Annotated in this window: 19 protein-coding genes and 1 tRNA gene; 12 read left to right on the top strand and 8 right to left on the bottom strand. The window is 72.5% G+C overall.

The annotated features are described in order from the left end of the window. Positions 1-110: 110 nt before the first annotated feature. The 3 genes from mfd to AC07DA_RS02145 all read right to left on the bottom strand — a co-directional run bounded on the left by mfd (position 111) and on the right by AC07DA_RS02145 (position 7,206). Positions 111-3,644: a transcription-repair coupling factor gene (gene mfd, locus AC07DA_RS02155; protein ID WP_479123685.1), complete on the bottom strand. Its 3,534-nt coding sequence runs from the start codon at positions 3,642-3,644 to the stop codon at positions 111-113. A 197-nt stretch (positions 3,645-3,841) separates the two neighbouring features. Further along, positions 3,842-6,421, bottom strand: a complete 2,580-nt coding sequence (locus AC07DA_RS02150; RefSeq protein ID WP_479123683.1) for an ABC transporter permease — start codon at positions 6,419-6,421, stop codon at positions 3,842-3,844. Continuing rightward, on the bottom strand, positions 6,418-7,206 hold the full coding sequence (locus tag AC07DA_RS02145) for an ABC transporter ATP-binding protein (protein ID WP_479123681.1): 789 nt from the start codon (positions 7,204-7,206) through the stop codon (positions 6,418-6,420). Before AC07DA_RS02145 ends, AC07DA_RS02150 begins: the two co-directional genes overlap by 4 nt. A 472-nt stretch (positions 7,207-7,678) precedes the next feature. On the opposite strand from AC07DA_RS02145, the gene AC07DA_RS02140 reads away from it, so the two are divergent. Next, positions 7,679-9,172, top strand: coding sequence for an MFS transporter (locus AC07DA_RS02140; RefSeq protein WP_479123679.1), 1,494 nt, complete (start codon positions 7,679-7,681; stop codon positions 9,170-9,172). A gap of 19 nt (positions 9,173-9,191) precedes the next feature. Beyond that, a complete protein-coding gene (locus tag AC07DA_RS02135) occupies positions 9,192-9,683 on the top strand; it encodes a GNAT family N-acetyltransferase (protein ID WP_479123677.1) in 492 nt (163 codons plus the stop codon). Between the two features lie 69 nt (positions 9,684-9,752). Here the strand turns inward: AC07DA_RS02135 and AC07DA_RS02130 are convergent, their stop codons facing one another. The 4 genes from AC07DA_RS02130 to AC07DA_RS02115 all read right to left on the bottom strand — a co-directional run bounded on the left by AC07DA_RS02130 (position 9,753) and on the right by AC07DA_RS02115 (position 15,501). Beyond that, a complete protein-coding gene (locus tag AC07DA_RS02130; protein WP_479123675.1) occupies positions 9,753-10,637 on the bottom strand; it encodes a cellulose-binding protein in 885 nt (294 codons plus the stop codon). Between the two features lie 157 nt (positions 10,638-10,794). Next, positions 10,795-11,256 carry a carboxymuconolactone decarboxylase family protein gene (locus AC07DA_RS02125; protein WP_479123673.1) on the bottom strand — a complete coding sequence of 154 codons (462 nt, stop codon included), beginning with the start codon at positions 11,254-11,256 and terminating at the stop codon, positions 10,795-10,797. A gap of 176 nt (positions 11,257-11,432) precedes the next feature. Continuing rightward, positions 11,433-14,459 carry an SUKH-4 family immunity protein gene (locus AC07DA_RS02120; protein ID WP_479123671.1) on the bottom strand — a complete coding sequence of 1,009 codons (3,027 nt, stop codon included), beginning with the start codon at positions 14,457-14,459 and terminating at the stop codon, positions 11,433-11,435. A 7-nt stretch (positions 14,460-14,466) separates the two neighbouring features. Continuing rightward, positions 14,467-15,501, bottom strand: coding sequence for an SMI1/KNR4 family protein (locus AC07DA_RS02115; RefSeq protein ID WP_479123669.1), 1,035 nt, complete (start codon positions 15,499-15,501; stop codon positions 14,467-14,469). Between the two features lie 321 nt (positions 15,502-15,822). Between AC07DA_RS02115 and AC07DA_RS02110 the strand changes: the two genes are divergently transcribed. After that, a complete protein-coding gene (locus AC07DA_RS02110; protein WP_479123667.1) occupies positions 15,823-16,380 on the top strand; it encodes a YwqJ-related putative deaminase in 558 nt (185 codons plus the stop codon). A 107-nt stretch (positions 16,381-16,487) separates the two neighbouring features. After that, positions 16,488-16,982 carry an SUKH-3 domain-containing protein gene (locus AC07DA_RS02105; protein ID WP_479123665.1) on the top strand — a complete coding sequence of 165 codons (495 nt, stop codon included), beginning with the start codon at positions 16,488-16,490 and terminating at the stop codon, positions 16,980-16,982. A gap of 24 nt (positions 16,983-17,006) precedes the next feature. Here AC07DA_RS02105 and AC07DA_RS02100 read toward each other — a convergent pair whose 3' ends face one another. Next, a complete protein-coding gene (locus AC07DA_RS02100; protein WP_479123663.1) occupies positions 17,007-18,308 on the bottom strand; it encodes a sensor histidine kinase in 1,302 nt (433 codons plus the stop codon). Positions 18,309-18,482: 174 nt separating this feature from the next. Here AC07DA_RS02100 and AC07DA_RS02095 point away from each other — a divergent pair, with 174 nt between their 5' ends. The 8 genes from AC07DA_RS02095 to AC07DA_RS02060 all read left to right on the top strand — a co-directional run bounded on the left by AC07DA_RS02095 (position 18,483) and on the right by AC07DA_RS02060 (position 24,632). Continuing rightward, positions 18,483-18,863, top strand: a complete 381-nt coding sequence (locus AC07DA_RS02095; protein ID WP_479123661.1) for a hypothetical protein — start codon at positions 18,483-18,485, stop codon at positions 18,861-18,863. Positions 18,864-18,976: 113 nt separating this feature from the next. Beyond that, positions 18,977-19,048: transfer RNA gene (locus tag AC07DA_RS02090), tRNA-Gln, on the top strand. A gap of 122 nt (positions 19,049-19,170) precedes the next feature. Continuing rightward, positions 19,171-20,619 (top strand): bifunctional UDP-N-acetylglucosamine diphosphorylase/glucosamine-1-phosphate N-acetyltransferase GlmU, encoded by a 1,449-nt coding sequence (gene glmU, locus AC07DA_RS02085; protein ID WP_479123659.1) that lies wholly within the window; start codon positions 19,171-19,173, stop codon positions 20,617-20,619. A gap of 135 nt (positions 20,620-20,754) precedes the next feature. Continuing rightward, a complete protein-coding gene (locus AC07DA_RS02080; RefSeq protein WP_031117924.1) occupies positions 20,755-21,735 on the top strand; it encodes a ribose-phosphate diphosphokinase in 981 nt (326 codons plus the stop codon). Positions 21,736-21,942: 207 nt separating this feature from the next. Then, positions 21,943-22,539, top strand: coding sequence for a 50S ribosomal protein L25/general stress protein Ctc (locus tag AC07DA_RS02075; RefSeq protein ID WP_479123657.1), 597 nt, complete (start codon positions 21,943-21,945; stop codon positions 22,537-22,539). A 69-nt stretch (positions 22,540-22,608) separates the two neighbouring features. Continuing rightward, entirely contained in the window at positions 22,609-23,211 is a 603-nt protein-coding gene (pth, locus tag AC07DA_RS02070) for an aminoacyl-tRNA hydrolase (RefSeq protein ID WP_479123655.1), read from the top strand. 54 nt (positions 23,212-23,265) lie between these two features. Beyond that, positions 23,266-23,757 (top strand): hypothetical protein, encoded by a 492-nt coding sequence (locus tag AC07DA_RS02065; protein ID WP_479123653.1) that lies wholly within the window; start codon positions 23,266-23,268, stop codon positions 23,755-23,757. 137 nt (positions 23,758-23,894) lie between these two features. After that, on the top strand, positions 23,895-24,632 hold the full coding sequence (locus AC07DA_RS02060) for an LPXTG cell wall anchor domain-containing protein (protein ID WP_479123651.1): 738 nt from the start codon (positions 23,895-23,897) through the stop codon (positions 24,630-24,632). Positions 24,633-24,680 lie beyond the last annotated feature (48 nt).

The following is a 24,680-nucleotide window of genomic DNA, read 5'->3' as shown; positions in this document are numbered from 1 at the left end:
TTCAAGAGCCAGGCGCGGAACAGGGGCAAGCAAGGCTCATCCGAGGCCGTCCGCGAAGACGCCCCCTGGACGCGGCTTACGCGGGCGGCTTCCCGCCGTCCCCCGGGCCCTCAAGACCCCAGTACCGACGTCAGGAACTCCCCGACCCACGCCAGCAGTTCCCGTCCGACCAGCGGCTTTCCGCCCACCTTCGCCGTCTTCGGGCGCGGCACCAGCACCTGGTGCGCCGCCGGTTTGATGACCGACCCGGGGTAGAGCCGCTTGAGCCGCAGCTCCTGCGACTCGCGCAACTCCACCGGCGCGAAGCGGATGTTGTTGCCCTGGAGCACGATCTCGCCGACCCCGCACGCGCGCGCGAACATGCGCAGCCCGGCGACGAGCAGCAGGTTCTCCACCGGTTCGGGCAGCTTGCCGTAGCGGTCGACGAGTTCCTCGCGGACCGCTTTGATGTCCTCCTCCGAGTTGGCGGAGGCGATGGCGCGGTAGGCCTGGAGGCGCAGTCGCTCACCGGGCGCGTAGTCGTGCGGGACGTGCGCGTCGACGGGCAGCTCGATCTTCACCTCGAGCGGCGGCTCCTCCTCGATCTCGCCGGTCTCCAGCTGGCGCCGGTAGTCCGCGACGGCCTCGCCGACCATCCGCACGTACAGGTCGAAGCCGACGCCCGCGATGTGTCCGGACTGCTCGCCGCCGAGGAGGTTGCCCGCGCCGCGGATCTCCAGGTCCTTCATGGCGACGTACATGCCGGCGCCCATCTCCGTGTGCTGGGCGATGGTCGCGAGCCGCTCGTGCGCGGTCTCGGTCAGCGGCTTCTCCGGCGGGTAGAGGAAGTAGGCGTAGCCGCGCTCGCGGCCCCGGCCGACGCGGCCGCGCAGCTGGTGCAGCTGGGACAGACCGAAGTTGTCGCCGCGCTCCACGATCAGGGTGTTGGCGTTGGAGATGTCGATGCCGGACTCGACGATCGTGGTGGACACCAGGACGTCGAACTTCTTCTCCCAGAAGTCGACCACCACCTGTTCCAGCGCCTGCTCCGACATCTGGCCGTGGGCGGTCGCGATGCGCGCCTCGGGGACGATCTCGCGCAGCCGGGCCGCCGCGCGGTCGATGGACTCGACGCGGTTGTGGATGTAGAAGACCTGGCCCTCGCGCAGCAGCTCGCGGCGGATGGCGGCGCCGATCTGCTTCTCCTCGTAGGGGCCGACGAAGGTCAGCACCGGGTGGCGCTCCTCCGGCGGGGTGGTGATCGTGGACATCTCGCGGATGCCGGTGACCGCCATCTCCAGGGTCCGGGGGATCGGGGTGGCGGACATGGTCAGCACGTCGACGTTGGCGCGGAGCTTCTTCAGCTGCTCCTTGTGCTCGACGCCGAAGCGCTGTTCCTCGTCGACGATGACCAGGCCGAGGTCCTTGAACTTGGTCTCGGAGGAGAACAGCCGGTGCGTGCCGATGACGATGTCCACCGAGCCCTCGCGCAGGCCCTCCAGGACCGCCTTGGCCTCGGTGTCGGTCTGGAAGCGGGAGAGCGCCTTCACGTTCACCGGGAACTGGGCGTACCGCTCGCTGAACGTGCCGAAGTGCTGCTGCACCAGCAGGGTCGTCGGCACCAGCACGGCCACCTGCTTGCCGTCCTGGACGGCCTTGAAGGCGGCCCGGACCGCGATCTCGGTCTTGCCGTAGCCGACGTCGCCGCAGATCAGGCGGTCCATGGGGATCGACTTCTCCATGTCCTCCTTGACCTCGGCGATGGTGGTGAGCTGGTCGGGCGTCTCCGCGTAGGGGAAGGCGTCCTCCAGCTCGCGCTGCCAGGGCGTGTCCGGCGCGAAGGCGTGCCCGGGGGCGGCCATGCGCGCGCTGTAGAGCTTGATGAGGTCGGCGGCGATCTCCTTGACGGCCTTCTTCGCGCGGGCCTTCGTCTTCGTCCAGTCGGCGCCGCCCAGGCGGTGCAGGGTGGGCGCCTCGCCGCCGACGTACTTGGTGATCTGCTCCAGCTGGTCTGTGGGGATGTACAGCCGGTCGCCGGGCTGGCCGCGCTTGGCGGGCGCGTACTCCACGACCAGGTACTCGCGGGTGGCGCCCTGCACGGTGCGCTGCACCATCTCGATGTAGCGGCCGACGCCGTGCTGCTCGTGGACGATGTAGTCGCCCGGCTCCAGGGTCAGCGGGTCGATGGTCTTGCGGCGGCGGGCCGGCATCCGGGCGCCCTCGCGGCCGGAGGCCTTCTGGCCGGTCAGGTCGGTCTCGGTGAGGACGGCCAGTGCGAGGGCCGGATCGACGAAGCCGTGCTCGATCGAGCCGCACGCCACGTGCACGACCGACGGGGAGATCTCGCCGAGGTCGCCGTCCAGGCGGGCGGCGATGCCCTCGCCGCCGAGCACTTCGACCGTGCGGGCCGCGGGGCCGTGCCCCTCGGTGACGAACACCGTGCGCCAGCCGTCGGCGAGCCAGCCCTTGGTGTCGGCGAGGGCCTTGGCGGTGTCCCCGCGGTAGGTCTCCGGGGCGTGCATGCCCAGCTTCAGGGTGTCCCCGTCGAGTTCCTCACCGGCGGCGAACGGCGACACCGACCACCACATCATGTCCAGCTCGCGGGCCCGGTCCCGGACGTCGGCGATGGACCACAGGGAGGCCGCGCCGACGTCGATGGGCGCCTCCCCGCCGCCGGCGGTGGCCGCCCAGGAGGCCTGGAGGAACTCCTGCGAGGTGGCGACCAGGTCCGAGGCGCGCGTACGCACCCGCTCCGGGTCGCAGACGACGGCCATGGAGCCCTTGGGCAGCACGTCGAGCAGCAGCTCCATGTCGTCGACGAGGACGGGGGCGAGGGACTCCATGCCCTCCACGGCGATGCCCTCGGCGATCTTGCCGAGCAGTTCGCCGAGCTCGGGGTGCTCCTCGGCCAGGGCACGCGCGCGGGCGCGGACGTCGTCGGTGAGCAGCAGCTCGCGGCACGGCGGCGCCCACAGACCGTGCTCGGCGATCTCCAGGGAGCGCTGGTCGGCGACCTTGAAGTAGCGGATCTCCTCGACGTCGTCGCCCCAGAACTCGATGCGCAGGGGGTGTTCCTCGGTGGGCGGGAACACGTCGAGGATGCCGCCGCGCACGGCGAACTCGCCGCGCTTCTCCACCAGCTCCACGCGCGCGTAGGCGGCGGCCGCGAGGGCCTCCACCACCTCGTTCAGGTCGGCGCTCTGCCCGGTGCGCAGCGCGACCGGCTCCAGGTCGCCCAGGCCCTTGACCTGCGGCTGGAGCACGGACCTGACGGGCGCCACGACCACGGAGACGGGTCCGGTCTCGGGGTCGTCGGGGCGGGGGTGGGCCAGACGGCGCAGGACGGCCAGGCGGCGGCCGACGGTGTCGCTGCGGGGGCTGAGCCGCTCGTGCGGGAGGGTCTCCCACGAGGGGTACTCCACGACGCCCTCGGGCGGGAGGAGGGAGCGCAGGGCGGCGGCCAGGTCCTCGGCCTCGCGGCCCGTCGCCGTCACCGCCAGCACCGGACGGCCCGTGTCCCGGGCCAGGGCGGCCACCGCGAAGGGGCGGGCCGCGGGCGGGCCGACCAGGTCGACGTGCATGCGGTTGCCGTCTGCGGCGGCCCTGATCGCTTCGGCGAGGGCGGCGTCCTTGACGACGGCGTCGAGCAGACCGTGCAGGCTCATGGGGGGTGTTTTCCGTCCAGGGGGTGGGCAACACGACTGGCCCGACACGCGCCGCGGGCCGGGGGTCTCCAGCGTACGACGCCGCGCGGCCCGGCGTCGGGGCCCGTGGAGGACACAGCACCCGGCGCCGGGACGTCCAGTCCTGGACGTCCCGGCGCCGGGTCCCCCGCAACCCCCGTGTGCGGTGGCCGGGGTGGCTACTCGGTGGCGATCGCGTTCAGGACGTTCATCCGGCCCGCCCGGAACGCCGGGACCAGTGCCGCGAACAGGCCCACGAAGGCCGAGCCGATGAAGACGCCGATGATGGTCGGCCAGGGGATGTCCAGGACCATCAGTCCCTCCAGCTCCAGCAGCTGCTGGGCCGTGGCGCCCCAGCCCATGCCCAGTCCGAGGCCCAGCAGGGCGCCGAAGAGGGCGATGACGACCGACTCCATGCGGATCATGCGGCGCAGCTGGCGGCGGGAGAGGCCGATCGCCCGCATCAGGCCGATCTCCCTGGTGCGCTCCACCACCGACAGGGCCAGGGTGTTCACCACGCCCAGGATGGCGACGATGATCGCCAGGGCCAGCAGGCCGTAGATCATGTTGAGCAGCTGGCCGATCTGGTCCTTCAGGGCGTCCTTGTAGTCGGTCTGGTCGCGCACGGTGTACTGCGGGTAGTCGTGCAGGGCCGACTTCAGGGACGTGTAGGCGGCGTCCTGCTGCCCCTCCTTGGCGCTGGCGAAGACCAGCGTGTCCAGCGGCATCTTGTCGGCCGGGACGTACTTGGCCAGCGTCGCGATGGAGGTGTACATCGCGCCCGCGTCGATCACGACGTCACTGCTGGTGATCGCCCGGACCGTGAGGTCGGCCGTGGAGCCGTCCTTGAAGGCCACCTTGATCTTCGAGCCGAGGGTGATGCCGTGGTCCTCGGCGAACTTCTCGTGCACGGACATCGAGTCGGGCTTGTAGGCGTCGGGGAGCTTGCCGGCGACGGTCTCGGTGCGCAGGTCGGTGGCGTACGACGGGTCGGCCGCCGTGATCGCCGTGTCCTTGAGGGTCTTCCCGTCGGGGGTGGTGAAGTCGGCCTCGGTCCACTTGTACTCGGTGACCCGCTCCAGCTCCGGCGTCGACTTCACGGCCTCGACCGCCTGGGGGGTGATCAGCTGGCCGCTGTCGGACTGGACGATGAAGTCCGTGCCGACGGTCTTGTCGAGCTGGTCGGTGGCGGAGGCCACCATGGAGGAGCCGACCACGGACAGGCACGCCACCAGGGCGAGGCCGATCATCAGCGCGGCGCCCGTCGCGCCGGTGCGGCGCGGGTTGCGCAGGGCGTTGCGCTCGGCCATGCGGCCGACGGGGCCGAACATGCGCAGCAGGACCGCGCCGAGGACGCGGACCACCGCGCCGGCCAGCAGCGGGCCGATGACGACGAAGCCGATCAGCGACAGCACCACACCGATGCCGAGCCACAGCGAGCCGTCGGTGGCCTTGTCGGCGGCCGAGGCCAGGTAGAGGGCGAGGACGCCGCCGGCGGTGAGGACGGTGCCGGTGATGCCGCGGATCCAGCCGGCCTTGGCGTCGGCCGGGGCGCCCGCGTCGCGCAGGGCCGCCATCGGGGAGATCTTGCCGGCGCGCCGGGCGGGCAGGTAGGCGGCGAGGACGGTGACGACGACGCCGAGGACGAGTCCGACCACGGGGGTCGTCCAGGCGACGGTGAGGTCGTCGGTGGACAGTTCCATGCCCATCCGGCCCATGAGCTGCATCAGGCCGACGGCGAGGCCGACGCCCGCGCCCACGCCGAGCACGGAGCCGACGAAGCCGAGCAGCAGCGCCTCGGCGAGCACGGAGCGGTTGACCTGCTTGCGGGAGGAGCCGATGGCCCGCATCAGGCCGATCTCGCGGGTGCGCTGGGCGACCAGCATGGAGAAGGTGTTGATGATCAGGAAGATGCCGACGAGGAAGGCGATCCCGGCGAAGCCGAGCATCGCGTACTTCATGACGTTCATGAAGCCCTCGACGTCCTTCTGGTTGGCGTCGGCGGTCTCCTTGGCGGTCTTGACCTGGTAGCCGCCGCCGAGTTCGGCCGTGACGTTCTTCTTCAGCTGTGCGTCGCTGACGCCGGCGGCCGCGGTGACGTTGACGTTGGTGTAGACGCCGGTCTGGCCGACCAGGGCCTGCTGGGCGGTCTTCGTGTCGAGGTAGAAGATCGCGGCGCCGGGGTTGGTGACGGTGAAGTCGGCGATGCCGGAGATCCTCGCCTTGTGGTTGCCGACGGCGGTGAGGACGCCGATCTCGTCGCCGAGCTTCAGGCCGTGCTTGTCGGCGGTGTCGGCGTCGACCATGATCTGGTCGGCGCCCTCGGGGGCCGCACCGGAGGTGATCTCCATGGTGCGGGCGTCGGTGGCGTTCCAGCTGCCGACGATGGTCGGGCCGCCGCTGGTGGGCGACAGGCTGTCCTTGTCGGCGTCGACGACGGTCACCGAGGTGGAGAACACGGTGCCTTCGGCCGACTTCACGCCCTCGGCCCTGCGCACCTCGCCGAGCACGGAGGCCGGCATGACCGGCGGCTTGCCGTTGCCGGCGGTGGTCTCACCGCTGTCGGAGGCGCCCTTGGCGCTGACCGTCACATCCGAGGAGGTGGCCGCGAAGAGCTTGTCGAACGTGGTGGACATGGTGTCGGTGAAGACGAGCGTCCCGCAGACGAAGGCCACCGACAGCAGGACGGCGATCGCCGACAGGGCCATGCGTCCCTTGTGCGCGAGGAAGTTGCGCATCGAGGTCTTCATGACGGTCATGACGTGCGCCCCCGGGCGTCGAAGTCCTTCATGCGGTCCAGGACGGCCTCGGCGGTCGGCTGGAACATCTCGTCGACGATGCGGCCGTCGGCGAGGTACAGCACGCGGTCCGCGTAGCTGGCGGCGACCGGGTCGTGGGTGACCATGACGATGGTCTGGCCCAGCTCGGTCACGGAGCGGCGCAGGAAGCCGAGGACCTCGGCGCCGGCGCGCGAGTCGAGGTTTCCGGTCGGCTCGTCCCCGAAGATGATCTCGGGCCGGGCCGCGAGCGCCCGTGCCACGGCGACACGCTGCTGCTGGCCGCCGGAGAGCTGGGTCGGCCGGTGCTTGAGCCGGTCGGCCAGCCCGACGGTCTCCACCACCCGGGCCAGCCACTGCTTGTCCGGCTTGCGGCCCGCGATGTCCATGGGCAGCGTGATGTTCTCGATGGCGTTGAGCGTCGGCAGCAGGTTGAACGCCTGGAAGATGAACCCGATCCGGTCCCGGCGCAACTGCGTCAGTTTCTTGTCCTTCAGGCCGGTGATCTCGGTCTCGTCGAGGTAGATCTGCCCGCTGGTGACGGTGTCGAGCCCGGCGAGGCAGTGCATCAGCGTGGACTTGCCGGAGCCGGAGGGGCCCATGATCGCGGTGAACTGGCCGCGTGCGATGTCCACGTCGACGTGGTCGAGGGCGACGACCCGGGTCTCCCCGGATCCGTACGCCTTCACGACCTGCCGCGCCCGCGCGGCAACGGCCGTACGCCCTCCAGTACCCCCGTGCCTGGGAATGGTCACAGCCGAAGTCACGGTATGTCTCCTATATCGGTCAGCAGATGGTGACGGCGGTCGCCCGGTGGACAGCCGCGGTGTGGATGCCGGACCACGGATCCGTCCGGCGCGCCTCAAGTCTCGCCGCGGGGAGGGGCCCCGCGCCCTGGTGTTCAGCGCAGTCTTTTCCTGTGGAAAACCCCACCCCCGCCGGTTCGCGGAACCGCCCCCCGGCGGCGTAAAGCCAGGTTAAGGAGCGGCCCCTCACCCTCTCGTCCTCCGCCGGTACGAACCCTCCCCAGGTCGTAGTACGGAGGTACCCCTAGGGGCAGTCCACCCCAGGGCGGAGTCCGTCTCAGGGTCGGCTCCTCCCCCCGGCCCACCGAGGTTCCACCCTGCCGCGGCGTGAGGGTCAAGTGGGAAGCTGTCCGCGGCGGATGGGTGCAAGGGGCAGGAACAGTGACGAGGGTCCCGGCGCGGGCGTGGCCGGGGTGAGGGGGAGGGATCCGGGGTGGGCAGCACCAGTTCGGCGGCGCAGGAGACCGCACGTCCCGTCGCGACCGGCCGGCGCGGGGCCGTCGTCGCCGCGCTGATGCTCTCGATGGCGCTGGCGGCGCTGGACTCGACCATCGTCTCGACCGCCGTCCCGCAGATCGTCGGGGACCTCGGCGGCTTCTCGGTCTTCTCCTGGCTGTTCTCCGGCTATCTGCTGGCCGTGACCGTCACGCTGCCCGTCTACGGCAAGCTCTCCGACACCTTCGGCCGCAAGCCGGTGCTGATCGCGGGCTCGGTGCTCTTCCTCCTCGGCTCACTGCTGTGCGCGCTGGCCTGGAACATGGGGGCGCTGATCGCCTTCCGCGTCGTGCAGGGCCTGGGCGGCGGCGCCCTCCAGGGCACCGTGCAGACCCTGGCCGCCGACCTCTACCCGCTCAAGGACCGCCCCAGGATCCAGGCGAGGCTGTCCACGGTGTGGGCGGTGTCCGCGGTCGCCGGCCCCGCCGTGGGCGGGGTGCTCGCCGCGTACGCGGACTGGCGCTGGATCTTCCTGGTCAACCTGCCGATCGGCGCGGTCGCGTTGCGGCTGATCGTGCGTCACCTGCACGAGCCCGAGCGGGGAAGCGCCCGGCACGCGCGCGTGGACTGGGCGGGCGCGCTCGCGGTGTTCGCCTGCGGCGGGGTGCTGCTCACGGCCCTGGTGCAGGGCGGTGTGGCGTGGCCGTGGCTGTCGGCGCCCTCGCTGGGCCTGTTCGGCGCGGGGCTGGCCCTGGTGGCGGTGGTGGTGCTGGTGGAGCGCCGCGCGGCGGAGCCGATCATCCCGGGCTGGGTGTGGCGGCGCCGGACGATCGCCGCGGTCAACCTGGCCCTGGGAGCGCTCGGGCTGCTGATGGTCGCGCCGACGGTCTTCCTGCCCACCTACGCCCAGTCGGTGCTGGGTCTCGCGCCCGTGGCCGCCGGATTCGTGCTGTCGGTATGGACGGTGAGCTGGCCGGTGTCGGCGGCGCTGAGCCAGCACGTGTACCGCAGGATCGGCTTCCGCAACACCGCGATGCTGGGCATCGGGGCCGCCGCCCTGGTCCTGCTGGCGTTCCCCTTCCTGCCGTACCCCGGGCGGGCCTGGCAGCCGGCGCTGCTGATGCTGCTGCTGGGCGCCGCGCTGGGCCTGTTCCAGCTGCCGCTGATCGTCGGGGTGCAGTCGACGGTGGGCTGGGCGGAGCGCGGGACGACGACCGCGTCCGTGCTGTTCTGCCGCCAGACCGGCCAGACGGCCGGCGCGGCCCTCTTCGGCGCGGTCGCCAACGGGGTGCTGGCCGCCCGGCTCGGCGGCGCGGGCGACCTCGACTCGGTGACCCGGGCGCTCGACTCCGGTGCGGTGCCCGAGGCGACCAGGCGGGCGATCGCCGACGCGGTGCACGCCGTCTACCTGGGCGCCTCGTGCGCGGCGGCGCTGGCGTTCCTGGTTCTGCTGTTCCTCGCGCCGAGGAGATTCCCGGTGCTCACGGACTGACCGCGCCTACCCTCAGCACATGCTGACACTGGAACGGCTGCGCCCCGATCACGCCGACGCCCTGCTGGCCTTCGAGCGGGAGAACCGGGCGTACTTCGCGCGCACGGTCCCGGACCGCGGGGACGCCTACTTCACACCGGCCGGGTTCGCCGCACGCCACCGGGCGCTCCTGGACGAGCAGCACGCGCGCGTGTGTCACTTCCACGTCCTGCTGGAGGACGACGTGCTGATCGGCCGGGTGAACCTGATGGACGTGGCGGACGGCGGCGCCGAACTCGGCTACCGCGTCGGCGAGCGCGCCGCCGGCCGGGGCGTGGCGACGGCCGCCGTCGCGCAGCTGTGCCGGCTGGCCGCCGCCGACTACGGGCTGACGTCCCTCACCGCGTGCACGACCCTGGACAATCCCGCCTCCATGAAGGTGCTCACCCGCAACGGCTTCACGCCCGTCGGGGACATCGTCCTGAGCGGCCGGCCCGGAATCCGTTACGAGCGACGGGAGTCGGGCGCATGACCGGGTGTGCGCCCACCTCTGTGACCTCCGGTGTCACCGGCGTCGGCCCTCGTCCCGAGGCGCCGTGGGTCACTCCGCCGCCCGTCCCGCCCAGGCCGCCAGGCTGCTGTGGACGTGGTCGATATGGGCCCGCACGCCGTCCTGCTGGTCGGCGTGCTCGCGCAGCAGCCGTTGCGTCTCGCGCTCGATCGCCTCCACGCGGGCCCGGGCCCCGTCCAGCAGCTGTGCCGCCCGCGCGCGTGCCTCTTCCTCCAGGCCGAGGGCCTCGGTCCCGGCGTCGGCGAAGGCCTGCTCGGCCTCGGACAACAGCTCTTCGGCGCGTGCCAGTTCCTCCGCGTGCCGGGCGTCGAGGGCTGCCGCGCGCTCGGCCTCCGCGCGCTCGGCCGCCTCCCACCGCTCGGCGCGCTCCTTCTCCTGCTCGGCCGGCAGATCGCAGGTGCGCTGCCGCATCTCGCGCAGCGCGGCCAGCGCCTCGGCGCGCTGTTCCTCCGCCGCGCGCCCGGCCTCGCCCCGGATCTCGTCGGCCTCGGCACGCGCCGCGAGCAGCCGCTGCCGGGCACGTCGGTCGGCGTCGGCGCGTACGGCATCGGCGCACGCCCGCGCGGACTCGCGCACGCCGGCCGCCGACGCCCGCGCCTGTTCCACGTGTTCGAGCGCCTCGCGACGCGCCCCCTCCCGGACCGCCGCCGCCTCCTGCGCGGCGAGCTCGAACAGCCGCCCGGCCCGCTCCCCCAGCGTCTCGTAGGTCTGCGGCCCCAGCCGCCCCGTCCTCTCGCGCAACCGCCCCAGCTGCTCGTCCATCTGCCGGGCGAGCACGGTCAGCCGGGCGGCCCGCTCCCAGGCCGCGTCGCGGTCCGCGGAGAGGGCCGCGGCGTACGCGTCGACCTGCTCGGGACGGTAACCACGCCCCCGCACGACCGGAAAGCCGTGCGGGGGCACCGATGCGCTGCTCATCCTGGGGCCCCTCTCCACCACACCGACGTCACACGAACCGCGCGGGAACCGCGCGGGAATGGGGACGATTCGCGCACATCTTGGTGGATCAGACGGAAGTGTTCATAACGCGACACTCCGCACCGGGGTCACGGGCCTCGTCCGGCCCGGGCGGCCGTCAGCCCCACGTCGTGCCGACGGGCTCCTGGATGGTCGTGTTGACGCGGTTGAACAGGTTCGTCAGCGCGATGGTGAGGATCAGCCCGGAGAGCTCCTTCTCGTCGAAGTGGTCGGCCACCTCGTCCCACAGGGCGTCCGGAACGGACTCCTCCGAGAGGTCCGCCAGCCGCGTCATCGCCTCCGCCAGCCGCAGCGCGGCGCGCTCGGCGTCCGAGAAGAAGGGCGCGTGCCGCCAGGCGGCCACGGCCGCGACGCGCTCCTCGCTCACGCCGGCCTCGCGGAGGTTCTCGGTGTGCCCGTGCACGCAGGCGCCGCAGCCGTTGATCTGGCTGGCGCGCAGCCCGACGAGCTCCGCCACGTCTCGCCGCAGACCGCCCTCCCCGATCGCCTGGAACAGGGTGCCGATGCCCTTCATCGCACCGGGAAGGACGAACGCCGGGTTGGTCATCCGTGCCTGCATGATCTCTGCCTCCTGGGTCGGCCTGTGCGTCGCTTTCACCGCACTGACGGACCGCGGGAGGAAGGTGTGACAGCCCGACGGCAGGAATCCCCCTACCGGCACGGAAAGAGCCGGCCCGGTCATGCGAGCGACCGGACCGGCTCCTCACGGCACGTCGGCCGCGACGCGTCACCGCGTCACAGCAAGCCGTCCCACATCTGCTCCAGCAGCACCGACCACCAGCTCTCCGGCGAACCCAGCGCCGCCGGGTCCAGCGCGGCCAGCTGCGCCTGGAAGTCGACCGTCCAGCGGCCCGCCTGCTCCTGGTTCAGCCCGAACCGCAGCCGCCACATCCGGCCGAGCAGCGCCAGGCAGCGCGCGAACTCCGGCAGCCCGGTGTTCACGAACTGCGGCGGTACGGGCGCCCCGCCCGGCCCCGCCTCCACCGGCACGGCGACGATGTTGGCGGTGCCGTACTGGACGCAGATCGCCTTGCCGAAGTCGCTGCCCATCACCAGGTAGGAGCCCGCGTCCGAGGCCGGCTGCACACCGCGCTCGGCCGCCAGCTCCGCCAGCGTGGGAACGGGCCGGCCCGGCTGCGCCTGCGCCCAGAAGAACGGGCCCATGTCCAACGGCAGCCCGGCCGCGACCAGCGTGTGCGCCACGACCGGCGGCACGCCCTGCCGGGACACGGCCGCCTGCTCGAACCGGAACACCCCCGGCCCGAACGCCGCCGCCAGCTCCTGCGCGATGCCCTCCGGCGGGATCGGCGGCGCGGCCTGCACCGGCGGCAGCGGGGCACGCACCGGGGCCGGACGCGCCGGACCGTCCGCCACCTGGTGCAACTCGCCCTGGTGGGCGAGGAGTTGCTGCATGCCCTGCTGCCGGCTAGCGTGATCCGTGCCGTACGGCGCGATGGACGTGATGCGCGCCTGCGGCCACTGCTCCCGGATCATCCGCGCGCAGTACGCGCCCGGCAGCTCGCACGACTCCAGCTCGGTGTGCAGCTCCAGCACCTGGTCCGGGGGCACGTTCATGGCCCGCAGCTCGTGGAAGATCTGCCACTCCGGGTGCGGCGTGCCCGGCGCCGAACGCCGGATCAGCTGCTGCTCGGAACCGTCCTGCGCGCGGTAGCGCAGCACGGCCTGGTAGCCGGGACCGACCGTGGGCTGCCCGGCGGGCTGCTGCGGATAGCCGTACGCCGGCGGCTGCCCGGGGCCGGGCCGGCCGGGTGGCGGCATGGCACCCGGCGGTACACCGGGCGGCACCGCACCCGGCATCGCACCGTGCGGTCCCGGCGGCGCACCGGGCACACCCGGGGCGAACGGGACGCCCGGCGCCCCGGGGGGCGCGCCGGGGGCCTGCGGCGGCGGAGGCACGCCGGGGCCGCCCGCGGGGGGCGCGGCCAGCACGGTCTCCGCGTGGTGCACGGGCCCCGGCCCCCCGGGCGCACCCGGGGGCTGCGGCGCACCGGGCGGACCAGGCGGACGGGGCGCACCGGACACCTGCGGCGCACCGCCCGGATGCGGCCCGCCAGTGGGCTGGGGAGCCCCGGGCCCACCCGGGGCTCCCGGAACACCGGGCGCACCGGGAGGCCCCGGCGGCTGCGGTGGCTGCGGTGGCTGCGGCGGCTGAGCGCCGCCCGGGCCCGTCCGGCCGGGATCGGCGAGCATCGTGGCGGCGTGGTGAACCCCGCCGGGCGGCGTACCACCGGGGGTGCCGGGAACGCCGGGCGGATGCGGGGCACCGGGGGCACCGGGCGGATGGGGTGCGCCCGAGGCCTGCGGCACACCGTGTCCACCCGGGGCACCGGGACCGCCCGGGGCACCGGGGACAGCGGGACCACCGGGCGCGTGCGGCGCAGCCGGAGCCTGCTGCGCGCCCGGCCCGGCCGGGGCACCGGGGAAGCCCCGGCCACCGTGGCTGCCGGGGCCACCGGGCCCGCCCGGCCCGGCCTGCCCTCCAGGTGCTCCCGGACCCTCGGGCCCGAGTGCCGACACCATCTGCGTGGGCACGTAACCGCCCGCCGGCGTGCCCGGTCCACCGGCTCCGGACGGGGCAGGCGTGTCACCCGGCCGTGCGCCCGGCGCCCCCGGGGCACCCGGCGGAGGCGGCGGGGTCGGGCCCGCGCCCCGGCCGCGTCCTGGCGGCGGGGTGGCCTTGCTGGTCGCGGCATCCGCGATGTCACCCGCGTTCGGCGCGGCCCCCGGCCCGGCAGGCGGCTGCCCACCGGGACCACCGGGTCCACCGAGACCACCGGATCCCTGCGGATATCCGTACGGCTGGCCGGCCTGCGTGGGCGGGAGGGTGCTGCCGTGCGGCACACCACCCGGCGGCGTACCCGGCCCGCCGGGCGCCGCAGCGCCCGCCCCGCCCGGCGCGTTCGGGTCGTCGATCGCCGGCGACTGCGCGGTCGGCGGGAGCGCGCTGCCACCGGACATCAGGGCCGTCTCGGCATCGGGCGCCACCGACGGCGGCGCGTCCCCGTCGCTCCCGCTCAGCGGCGGCGCGAACACCGTCGCGGGCAGCGGTACGGAACGGTCGTCTCCGGCATCCCCGTTGGTGTCCGTCCCCGCCCAGGGCGTCGCCCCGGCGGGCGCCCCCGGGGCACCCGGCGCCCCCGGGGCACCCGGCGCATCGGAGGCGCCCGGCGCACGCGGGGCGTCCGGTGCACCCGGGGCCTCCGGAATCCCGGCGGCGTCCGACGCGGTCTCCGCGTCGCTCCCGCCGGCGGCCGGCCACGCCGCACCGCTCCCCGGCGCGACCGGCGCGCCGTCACCGCCCAGGGCAGCCGCGGAGGCACCCGCGTCGGCGCCCGCACCACCGGACGTCGCGGTCCGCCGATCCGGGATGCCCAGCTTGTCCGCCGCGTCCTGCAACCACTCCGGCGGCGTCAGCAGGAACGACGTCTGGTTCAGATCCACCCGCGCGGGTGCCGCCGGCGCCGGCTCGTCCGCCGCGCCGGCACGGCCGTACTCCTCCTCGTACCGGCGGATCACCTCGCCCACCGGCAGCCCGGGCCACAGCGTGGCCTCGCCGCTGTCCCGCGCGATCACCAGCCGCTGCGCGCCGCCGTCCGAACGCGGCCCGTCCTCCCGGTCCTCGGCCCACACCACGAACCCGAGGCCGAACTCCCGCACCCGCACCTCGCGGTGCTGGTACGACGGCACGTCCCCGTTGATCCACTCTTCCGCGCGCTCCTGCGCCTGTGCGAAGGTCACCATCGCCGCGTCACTCCCCCACACCCGGGGACGACACCGCGTCCACCGGCACCACACGCGCGAACCCGCCGTCCACCATCAGGTTCGCCACCGTCTCCAACTCCGGCGGATGACCGGCCAGCCGTGACAGGAAGACGTCGAAGTCGTCCCCGCACGGCAGCAGCAGCCGCTCCACCCGCTCCGCCGGCGGCAGCGAGGGGTCCACGTCCCGCGCGTCGTCGTACGCGCAGAACCACACCGACCCGATGCACTCGCCCTTCACCTTCACGGCCAGCAACCCGCCCTGGACGAAGGAGACCCCCAGGTAGTCCTTGGTCAGGTGGTCCCGCAGGCACTTGTTGACGTACACCAGGTCGTTGACCGCGGCCTCGTCGCGCACCGTGAAGAACGGCTGGTCGATCAGCAGCCCCAGTTCCGCGTCGAGCGCGGCACCCACCGGCGCGCACCCGCCCGCCGCCTTCAGGAACGACCGGTACGCGCCCGGCAGCCGGTAGCCGAGGTCCTCCTCGACACCCTGCACCTGCGACTCCGTCACCGCCACACCCGACTTCGGCAGACCGAAGTGCGCCGGACGCGTCTCCTGCAACGGCCGCGTCCCCCGCTTGGCGTGGTCGACGCCCGAGGTCGCCACCCCGCCGTGGTGCCGCAGCAGCGCCTTCACCTCGACCGGCACCAGCTCCAGCCGCCGCGAACCCACCACGTGGTGCCACGTCCAGCCGTGCGGCGTCGCCACCGCCGGCACCGTGTCCCACAACTCGTGCCCGGACGCCGCCAGCGCCGTGTTCGCCGACACGTAGTCGGTCAGCCGCAACTCGTCGACACCGAAGCCCTCCGGCGGCTCCGCGATCTCCGCGGCCGCCCGCGCGTAGGGCGAGAAGTCGGGGTAACCACGCTCGTCCACCCGTACCCCTCTCGGGTGACGGGCCGCCCGGACCGGATCCGGGAAATGCACGACCTGCCCGGCGTAGGCCGCGTTCGGCGGCGCGGCTTGTCCCCCGGCCTGGCGGCCGGGAGGTGCCCCCAGCCCGAGCCGACCTGTCGTCATGGCGGTTGCCCCCTGCGGCATTCTGTACGACCCGTATTGACCACCTCTGGCGCACTACGGCCCGTATCGACTGTCACGTCTTCTGTTTCGCATCGATCCCCGAACGGATCACCGCATCGCCCGCGGTGCCGACAGCCTATGCGGTACGACGACACCGGTCACCGGCACCGGTCGGCACCCCCCTCCGGTTCCGTGACCAGGCGTCACCCCGCCGTGACGGCACGCCCCGGCCCGGGCGTGTCGCCCGCCCCAGCTTCCGCACCAGCCACGGCATTTGGCAGTCTGTGACCTCCCGGGGGATGCACGGAGGGGAATACGATCATGAACGCGACGCAGACGGGACCACACACCGGCAGGTCCGCCGACCCACGCGACGGCGCCCCGCGCGACCCCGGCCCACGAGCCGGCGATCCGCGCATCGGCTGGAGCGCCACCGAAGCCGCCCACGCCCCCGTCCTCCTCCACCGCCGCGACGGCATCCTCCCCACCGTCGCCGCCGCCCTCTCCGTGCGCGGCGCCACCCTCACCGGCACCGCCGCCCGCGGCGACACACCCCCCGTCCTGCACCCCCTCGTCCAGGACTTCCTCGACACCCTCACCAGCGCCCAACGCGACCGCTTCACCGGCCGCTGCGCCGAAACCATCCTCATCTCACGCCACATCGCCGCCGCCGACGCCGCCCGCAGCAAACGCGCCGCGCGCAAACCCATGACCAACGGCGAGGCACGCAAAGCCCTCAAGCAGGCCAAACTCACCGCCCGCCGCATCCGCGAGGACGGCGACCCCCTCCACGGCAGCTTCGCCACCCCCTGCCGCGCCTGCACCGCGCTCAGCGCCCACTTCGGCGTCCGCATAGTCGACCCGGCACCCCGGAGCTGACGCCCCAGGCACCCCCATCCCCCCACACCCACCCCGCACAGCCAGACACTCCGGCACGCCCACCTCACGCGCGCGCCACCCCATGACCTCGACGAGACGAAGGGCAGATGCACACCGACCGCACCTCCACCACCCGCTTCGCCGTACCCGTCGACGCCGCCCTGCGCGCCGCCGGCTGGCAACCCGGACGCTGGGACATCAAACAAGCCGAGATCTGGGCCGACGCCCTGCGCGACCACGTCTCACCCGCCGGCCACCGCCACACCGTCTTCCCCGCCGCCGTCGAGGCCTGGGCCGAATTCGGCGGACTCCACATCACCCCCACCGGCCCCGGCCGCCAGGTCGCCCCCGCCACCCTCCACCTCGACCCGCTGCACGGCCTCCACATGGCCCGCACCCTCGGCGACCTCGGCCGCGCCCTCGGCACCGAGGTCTGCCCCGTCGGCGCCGAAACCGACCACCAGGGCCTCCTCGCCATCGACACCGAGGGCCGCGTCTACACCCTCGACCACACCGGCGACTGGTACCTCGGCGCCGACATCGACCAAGCCCTGACCACCCTCATCGCCGGCACCGCACCCGCCCGCCTCACCACCGGCTGACCAGGACCCGGGCACCACCGCGGCCTACGACGCCGGAATCACCGCCGACACCCGGAAACCCCCCGCGTCCGTCGGCCCCGACACGAACACCCCGCCCAGCGCCGACACCCGCTCCTTCATCCCCACCAGCCCGTTCCCCCCGGACGGCAACCGCGCCGACGAGCCCGCCCCCTCGTCCGGCGGCTCGTTCTCCACCTGCATCGCGATCTCCGACACCCGATGCGCCAGCCGCACGTAGGTCTTCGCCCCCGCCGCGTGCTTGTGGACGTTCGTCAACGCCTCCTGCACCACCCGGTACGCCGTCTGCTCCACCTCCGGCGCGTACGGCCGGGCCTCCCCCTCCACCGACAGGTCCACCACCATCCCCGCGGCCGCCGACTGCCCCACCAGCTCCTCGATCTCCGCCAGACACGGGCCCTCGTCGTCCGCCGCCCGCGAAGCCGCCGCCGCGGCAGCCACCCCCACCGCCGCCAGCGGCACCGCGTCCGCCCGCGCACGCCGCTCGTCCCCGCCGCTGCGCAGCACCCCGAGCATCTCCCGCAGCTCGGTCAGCGCCTGCCGCCCCATGTCCCCCACCAGCGCGGCGTTCTTCACCGCCTTCTCGGGATCCTTCCGGGCCACCGCCTGCAACGCCGCGGCATGCACCACCATCAAGGACACCCGGTGCGCCACCACGTCGTGCATCTCGCGGGCGATCCGCGTCCGCTCCTCGTTCCGGGCCCACTCGGCCCGCTCCTCCGCCCGCTCGGCCAGCAGCTGCAGCTCCCGCTCCAGACTGTCCGCCCGCTCCCGCAGACTCTCCATCAGCCGCCGCCGCGCCCCCACGTACAGCCCGAGCAGCACCGGAGGCGCGGTGAAGCCCAGCGACATCGTGATCGCCGCGAACGGCACGAACCAGTCGCCCAGGTCCAGGTCCCCCCGGACCGTGTCCTGCTGCGTCTTCACGAACGTCACGATGAGCGTCCCGACCAGTGACATCCCCGCCAGCGAGGCGATGATCCGCCGCGGCAGCTCGGCCGCGGCGAGCGTGTACAGGCCGACGAGGCCCAGCAGGACACCCATCTGGGCCGGCGTGATGGCGATCGAGACCAGCACGACGGCGATCGGCCACCGCCGCCGCACCACCAGCACGGCACCGGCCAGCGCACCGAAGACGACCCCCGCCGCCGCCGGGACCCCCGCGTCCCCGGCGAACGGGATCCCCTCCAGCGCGCACTCCAGCGCGGACACCACACCCAGGCTCACGTCGAACACGGCACTGCGCCGTCTGGCCCACCACCACGGCCCTCCCCGGGCCGTCACATGGTCTTCCCCCGTCGCGGTCATGCCTCCAGCCTACGGGCGCCCACCGCCGGTTTTCCGGCGAGTTTCCCGGACTGGCCTACACCACACTCCGTGACCGTTCGGCCGCGAAACCACCCGATATCCCTCGAACTGCTGAATCGCTCACCGTTCGACCCCGGAACCCTGCATTCCGCCCGGCCGGTATGCGTATGACACGTGCCAACAGCAAATACCCCGACTTCCGCCTTCGGCAGGTCCCGCACCCACAGTGAGATCGAGCTCTTCGAGCAGCCCAGCTCCAGCTGGATCCGGTCGCACGTCCAGCCCCGCAGGCGCGGCTGGGAGGTCACCATGCGCCCGCGCGACGAGGAACGGCAGCGCGCCAAGGCAGTCGCCGAGCAGGCGGTCGGCGACCTGTCACCGCGCGCGCTGTTCCTCTTGGGCGTGGGCCTGTACTGGGCCGAGGGCGGCAAGGACAAGCCGTACGGCCGCCGCGAGAACGTCTGCTTCGTCAACAGCGATCCGGGGATGATCCGGGCCTTCCTCGCCTGGCGGTTCGCGAGAACACCGGCGACTCGTACCGGGGTTGCCTCGTGATCAGGGTGAGGAGGAGCGCCGACCTGTACCGTCGCATCGAAGGCTCCTGGTACGGCATAGTGTTGGGAGCCACCCAGCCGATTGGGAGAATGTCCGATTAGCCGGGTTTACAGTCCCCTGTGGTGTAATTGGCAACACGGGTCACTTTGGATGATTTGTTCCAGGTTCGAGTCCTGGCAGGGGAGCACACACACGGTTCGGGTCCCGGCTGACGGGATGCGGTCGGGCCCCGCACTCATGTCGGCCACAAAACCCCCCGGTATCCTGCGGATGTCACCCCACCCCATCCACAGCCGAAGGGCATCCCGTGAGCGCCAACCGCCCGGCAGCCGTCGTCGTTCTCGCAGCGGGTGAGGGCACCCGTATGAAGTCGGCCACACCCAAGGTCCTGCACGAACTCTGCGGTCGCAGTCTCGTGGGACACGTGCTCGCCGCCGCGGGCGAGCTGGACCCCCAGCACCTGGTCGTCGTGGTCGGCCACGCGCGCGAGAAGGTCACCGCCCACCTCGGTGAGATCGCCCCCGGCGTCCGCACCGCCGTGCAGGCCGAGCAGAACGGCACCGGGCACGCCGTACGGATGGGCCTGGAGGAGCTGGGCGGGTCCGTCGACGGCACGGTCGTGGTCGTCTGCGGGGACACTCCCCTGCTGACCGGCGCCACCCTGCGGGCCCTCGCCGAGACGCACGCCGCCGACGGCAACGCGGTCACCGTGCTGACCGCCGAGGTGCCGGACGCGACGGGCTACGGCCGGATCGTGCGCGACGAGGCCACGGGTGCCGTCACGGCCATCGTCGAGCACAAGGACGCCACGGACGCGCAGCGGTCGATCCGGGAGATCAACTCGGGTGTGTTCGCGTTCGACGGGCAGTTGCTCGCCGAGGCGCTGAAGAAGGTGCGCACGGACAACAGCCAGGGCGAGGAGTACCTGACGGACGTCCTGGGGATCCTGCGGGAGGCCGGGCACCGGGTCGGTGCCTCGGTGGCCGGGGACCATCGCGAGATCGCCGGCATCAACAACCGGGTGCAGCTGTCGGAGGCTCGCCGGATCCTGAACGACCGGCTGCTGACCGAGGCGATGCTGGCCGGTGTGACGGTCGTCGATCCGGCGACGACCTGGGTGGACGTCACGGTGACGTTCGAGCAGGACGCCGTCGTGCATCCGGGTACGCAGCTGCACGGCTCGACGCATCTGGGCGAGGGCGCTGAGGTGGGCCCCAACTCGCGGCTGCGGGACACCCGTGTGGGGGCCGGTGCGCGGGTGGACAACACGGTGGCCGACGGCGCCGAGGTGGGTCCGGGGGCGTCGGTCGGGCCGTACGCGTATCTGCGTCCGGGGACCCGGCTGGGTGCGAAGGGCAAGATCGGTACGTACGTGGAGACGAAGAACGCCTCGATCGGCGAGGGGACGAAGGTGCCCCACCTGTCGTACGTGGGCGACGCGACGATCGGCGAGTACACGAACATCGGTGCCGCGAGCGTGTTCGTGAACTACGACGGGGAGAGCAAGCACCACACGACCGTCGGCTCGCACTGCAAGACGGGTTCGGACAACATGTTTGTGGCGCCTGTCACGGTCGGGGACGGTGCGTACACCGCCGCCGGGTCGGTGATCACGAAGGACGTGCCGCCGGGTTCGCTGGCCGTGGCCCGTGGTCAGCAGCGGAATATCGAGGGCTGGGTGGCTCGCAAGCGTCCGGGGAGCGCGGCCGCGAAGGCGGCGGAGGCGGCGTCCCGGGAGTCGGCCGGCGAGGGGTGACCGGAAACCGGTGCCTCAAACACGGCGTACGGTGATAAGTGCACACCCGCACCCCCACCAGCTGAGACGGCCTCCGGCAAGCCGGCTGCGAGGTCTCTCGACACCCAGCTGCGACACCTCTGAGGAGACAGTGCTGTGACCGGGATCAAGACGACCGGCGAGAAGAAGTTGATGTTCTTCTCCGGCCGCGCCCACCCCGAGCTTGCGGAGGAGGTCGCCCAACAGCTGGGTGTCGGGGTTGTCCCGACGAAGGCCTTCGACTTCGCCAACGGTGAGATCTATGTGCGTTACCAGGAGTCGGCTCGTGGTGCCGACTGCTTCCTGATCCAGAGCCACACGGCTCCGATCAACAAGTGGATCATGGAGCAGCTGATCATGATCGACGCGCTGAAGCGTGCGTCGGCCCGCTCCATCACGGTCATCGTGCCGTTCTACGGTTACGCGCGGCAGGACAAGAAGCACCGCGGGCGTGAACCGATTTCGGCGCGTCTGATCGCGGACATGATGAAGACCGCGGGTGCGGACCGGATCCTGACCGTGGATCTGCACACGGACCAGATCCAGGGCTTCTTCGACGGTCCGGTGGACCACCTGTTCGCGCTGCCGCTGCTGGCGGACTACGTGGGCCGGAAGGTGGACCGGGAGAAGCTGACGGTGGTGTCGCCGGACGCGGGCCGGGTGCGGGTCGCGGACCGCTGGTGCGACCGGCTGGGCGCGCCGCTGGCGATCGTGCACAAGCGCCGGGACAAGGACGTCGCGAACCAGGTCACCGTCCACGAGGTCGTGGGTGAGGTGAAGGGTCGCGTGTGTGTCCTGGTGGACGACATGATCGACACGGGTGGGACGATCTGTGCCGCGGCGGACGCGCTGTTCGCGCACGGTGCGGAGGACGTGATCGTGACGGCGACGCACGGTGTGCTGTCGGGTCCGGCGGCGGACCGGCTGAAGAACTCGCGGGTGAGCGAGTTCGTGTTCACGAACACGCTGCCGACGCCGGCGGAGCTGAGCCGGGACCTGGACAAGATCTCGGTGCTGTCGATCGCGCCGACGATCGCGAGTGCGGTGCGTGAGGTGTTCGAGGACGGTTCGGTGACGAGCCTGTTCGACGAGCAGTAGGAGTCGTCGGCGCAGTCCCCCGGTGGGGCTTCGTAGATCGTTTTGGGTGCGGCCTCCCGGTCCGAGTAGACTGCTGCAGTTGCTCGGCGAGGGAGGCCGTTCCCGTTGTTTCGCGGGATGCGGCGGTCCGTTATCGACGCGCTCTTCGTAGCAGGCCGTTCGTGGCCGGGTGACCACGTCCGTTTCTGACTTCGAGGAGTGAGTGTCATGTCCGAGGTGAAGATCTCCGCCACCACGCGTACCGAGTTCGGCAAGGGTGCGGCGCGCCGTATCCGTCGTGAGGACAAGGTTCCGGGTGTCCTGTACGGGCACGGTTCGGACCCGATCCACCTGACGCTGCCGGGTCACGACCTGCTGCTGGCGCTGCGTACGCCGAACGTGCTGATCGCGCTGGACATCGACGGCAAGACCAACGAGCTGGCGATTCCGAAGTCCGTGCAGCGTGACCCGCTGAAGGGCTTCCTGGAGCACGTGGACCTGCAGCTGGTCCAGCGTGGCGAGACGGTCACGGTCGAGGTGCCGGTGCACACCGAGGGTGAGCTGGCCCCGGGTGGCAACCTGCTGGAGCACGTGCTGAACGCGCTGCCGGTCGAGGCCGAGGCGACGCACATCCCCGAGTCGGTGACGGTGTCGGTGGAGGGCCTGGAGGCCGGTGCCTCGATCCTGGCCAAGGACATCACGCTGCCGAAGGGCACGACGCTGGCCGTCGAGGAGGACGCCGTCGTCCTGCAGGTCCTGGCCGCGCAGGCCGAGGAGGCCCCGGAGGGCGAGGAGGCCGCTGGGGAAGAGGCCGCCGAGGCCTGATCCTCCGCGTCGTCGTTTCGTCGGCCGCTGTTCCCGTGCGGGGCAGCGGCCGACGCGTATGAAGGAGACATGGACGTGACGACCGATGCCGCCGCTCCCTGGCTGATCGTGGGGCTGGGCAATCCGGGGCCGGAGTACGCGGGGAACCGGCACAACGTGGGTTTCATGGTGGCCGATCTGCTGGCCGGGCGGGTCGGGGGGAGGTTCAAGCGGGCCGGGCGGGCGCAGGCGCAGGTGGTCGAGGGGCGGATCGGGCCGCCGGGGCCGTTGAACCGGCGGGTGATCCTGGCGAAGCCGATGTCGTACATGAACCTGTCGGGTGGTCCGGTGAACGCGCTGCGGGACTTCTACAAGGTGCCGGTGGCGCATGTGGTGGCGGTGCACGACGAGTTGGACATCGACTACGGGACGCTGCGGCTGAAGCTGGGGGGCGGGGACAACGGGCACAACGGTCTGAAGTCGATGACGAAGGCGTTCGGGGCGGACTACCACCGGGTGCGGTTCGGGATCGGGCGGCCGCCGGGGCGGATGCCGGTGGCGGATTTCGTGCTGCGGGATTTCTCGTCGGCGGAGCGCAAGGAGCTGGACTACTTCGTGGACCGGGCGGCGGACGCGGTGGAGTGTCTGGTGGTCGAGGGGCTGGAGCGGGCGCAAAGCACGTACAACTCCTGACTTGTCGCCCGGCGAGGTTGACGGGCCGTTGAGGCATGGCCAATGATCCCGGCCATGCCTGCCCATGCCGTTGCCTCTCGTCCGGTCTGGGCCGTCCTGCTGCGGTTCGGGCGGTTCGCGGTGATGGGCGCGGTCGCGGCGCTGATCCTGATCGCGGGTGTGTGGGCGTCGTGGGGTACGGCGCAGCACGTGATGCTGACGAAGGGCCGGGAGCGGGGCACGGTCGACGTGGCGCGGTGCGGGGCGCAGACGTGCTGGGGGCGGTTCGCGCCGCTGTCGGCGGGGGCGCAGCCGCGTCCGAGGGTGGTGCTGGAGCGGTCGGTCGCGGTGGAGCGGGGCCGGACGTACGCGGTGGTGCTGAAGCCGGGCGGTGACGAGGCGGTGCGGTCGGGGCCGGCGGGTGTGCTGTACGCGTGGGTTCCGCTGGGTGGTGCGTTGTTGCTGGCGTCGGTCGTGGTGGCCGGCGGGTTGCTGCGGACGCGGGCGGCGTGGGTGCTCGGGTTGTCGGGTGTGGCGTTGCTGACGGCGGCTTTCGTGACTGTCTGAGGGGTTGGGCGTTCTCCAAGTCTGTGGAGGGGCCCGAGTGTTGCGTGTTCGTGATTGACGTGCTGTCGGGCTGGGCTGGAAGCTGAGCCGCCCCCTCCACATCTTCCCGTCCCTTCTCGAAGATGGACCACTTCCCCATGCGAAGCCTCCCCCGCCTCGGCGCTGTCTGCGCCGCCGCCTCCGCGGCCCTCCTGCTCGCTCCCGCCGCGCACGCCACCCCGCCCGGTGACAACGGCACGGTCAAGATCCATGACGCCGCGACGGGCGAGGAGCTGCGGCGCAACGAGCCGCACGTGTGCACGTTCTACCTGGACGCCTTCGGTTTCGACGGCGGTCAGCGGGTCGACTGGCACATCGCCGCGATCCCCCCGAGTGAGAACAAGGGGGAGACGGTGAAGTCGGGCGCGCTGACGCTGGACGGTGCGGGTCACGGCCGCAGCGAGGATCTGTCGCTGCCCGACGGGCACTACAAGCTGTTCTGGAACTTCGAGGGCGAGAAGGGCGCGGCGAAGCACAAGGTGTTCTGGACGGAGTGCGAGGACGGGGAGGAGCCGGGCGGTTCGGTGCCCTCCGGCTCGCCGTCCGGGTCGCCGTCCGGGTCGCCGTCCGGGTCGGTGTCCGCGTCGCCGTCGTCCGGGGCGTCCGAGGGGCCGTCGGGTGAGCCGGGTGGGCCGGGCGCGTCGGCGTCCCCGGGTTCGTCGGCGGGCGGGGGCGCGCCGGTGTCCTCGTCGCCGTCCCCGCAGGGCGTCGGGGGCGGTGACCTCGCGGAGACGGGCAGCGGGGCGCCGGTGGGTCTGCTGTCGGGCGGGGCGGCGGTGCTGCTGGCCGCCGGTGCCTTCCTGGTGTTCCGGCGCCGGAGCGCGCGGCGCGGCTGACGTGTGAACGGACCGTGCCCCCGAGCCCGTACGGGTTCGGGGGCACGG

It is taken from the genome of Streptomyces sp. NPDC044921, assembly GCF_056432865.1.
Note: the sequence above shows the minus strand (reverse complement) of the source record. Positions and strands in the feature narration are given on the sequence as shown.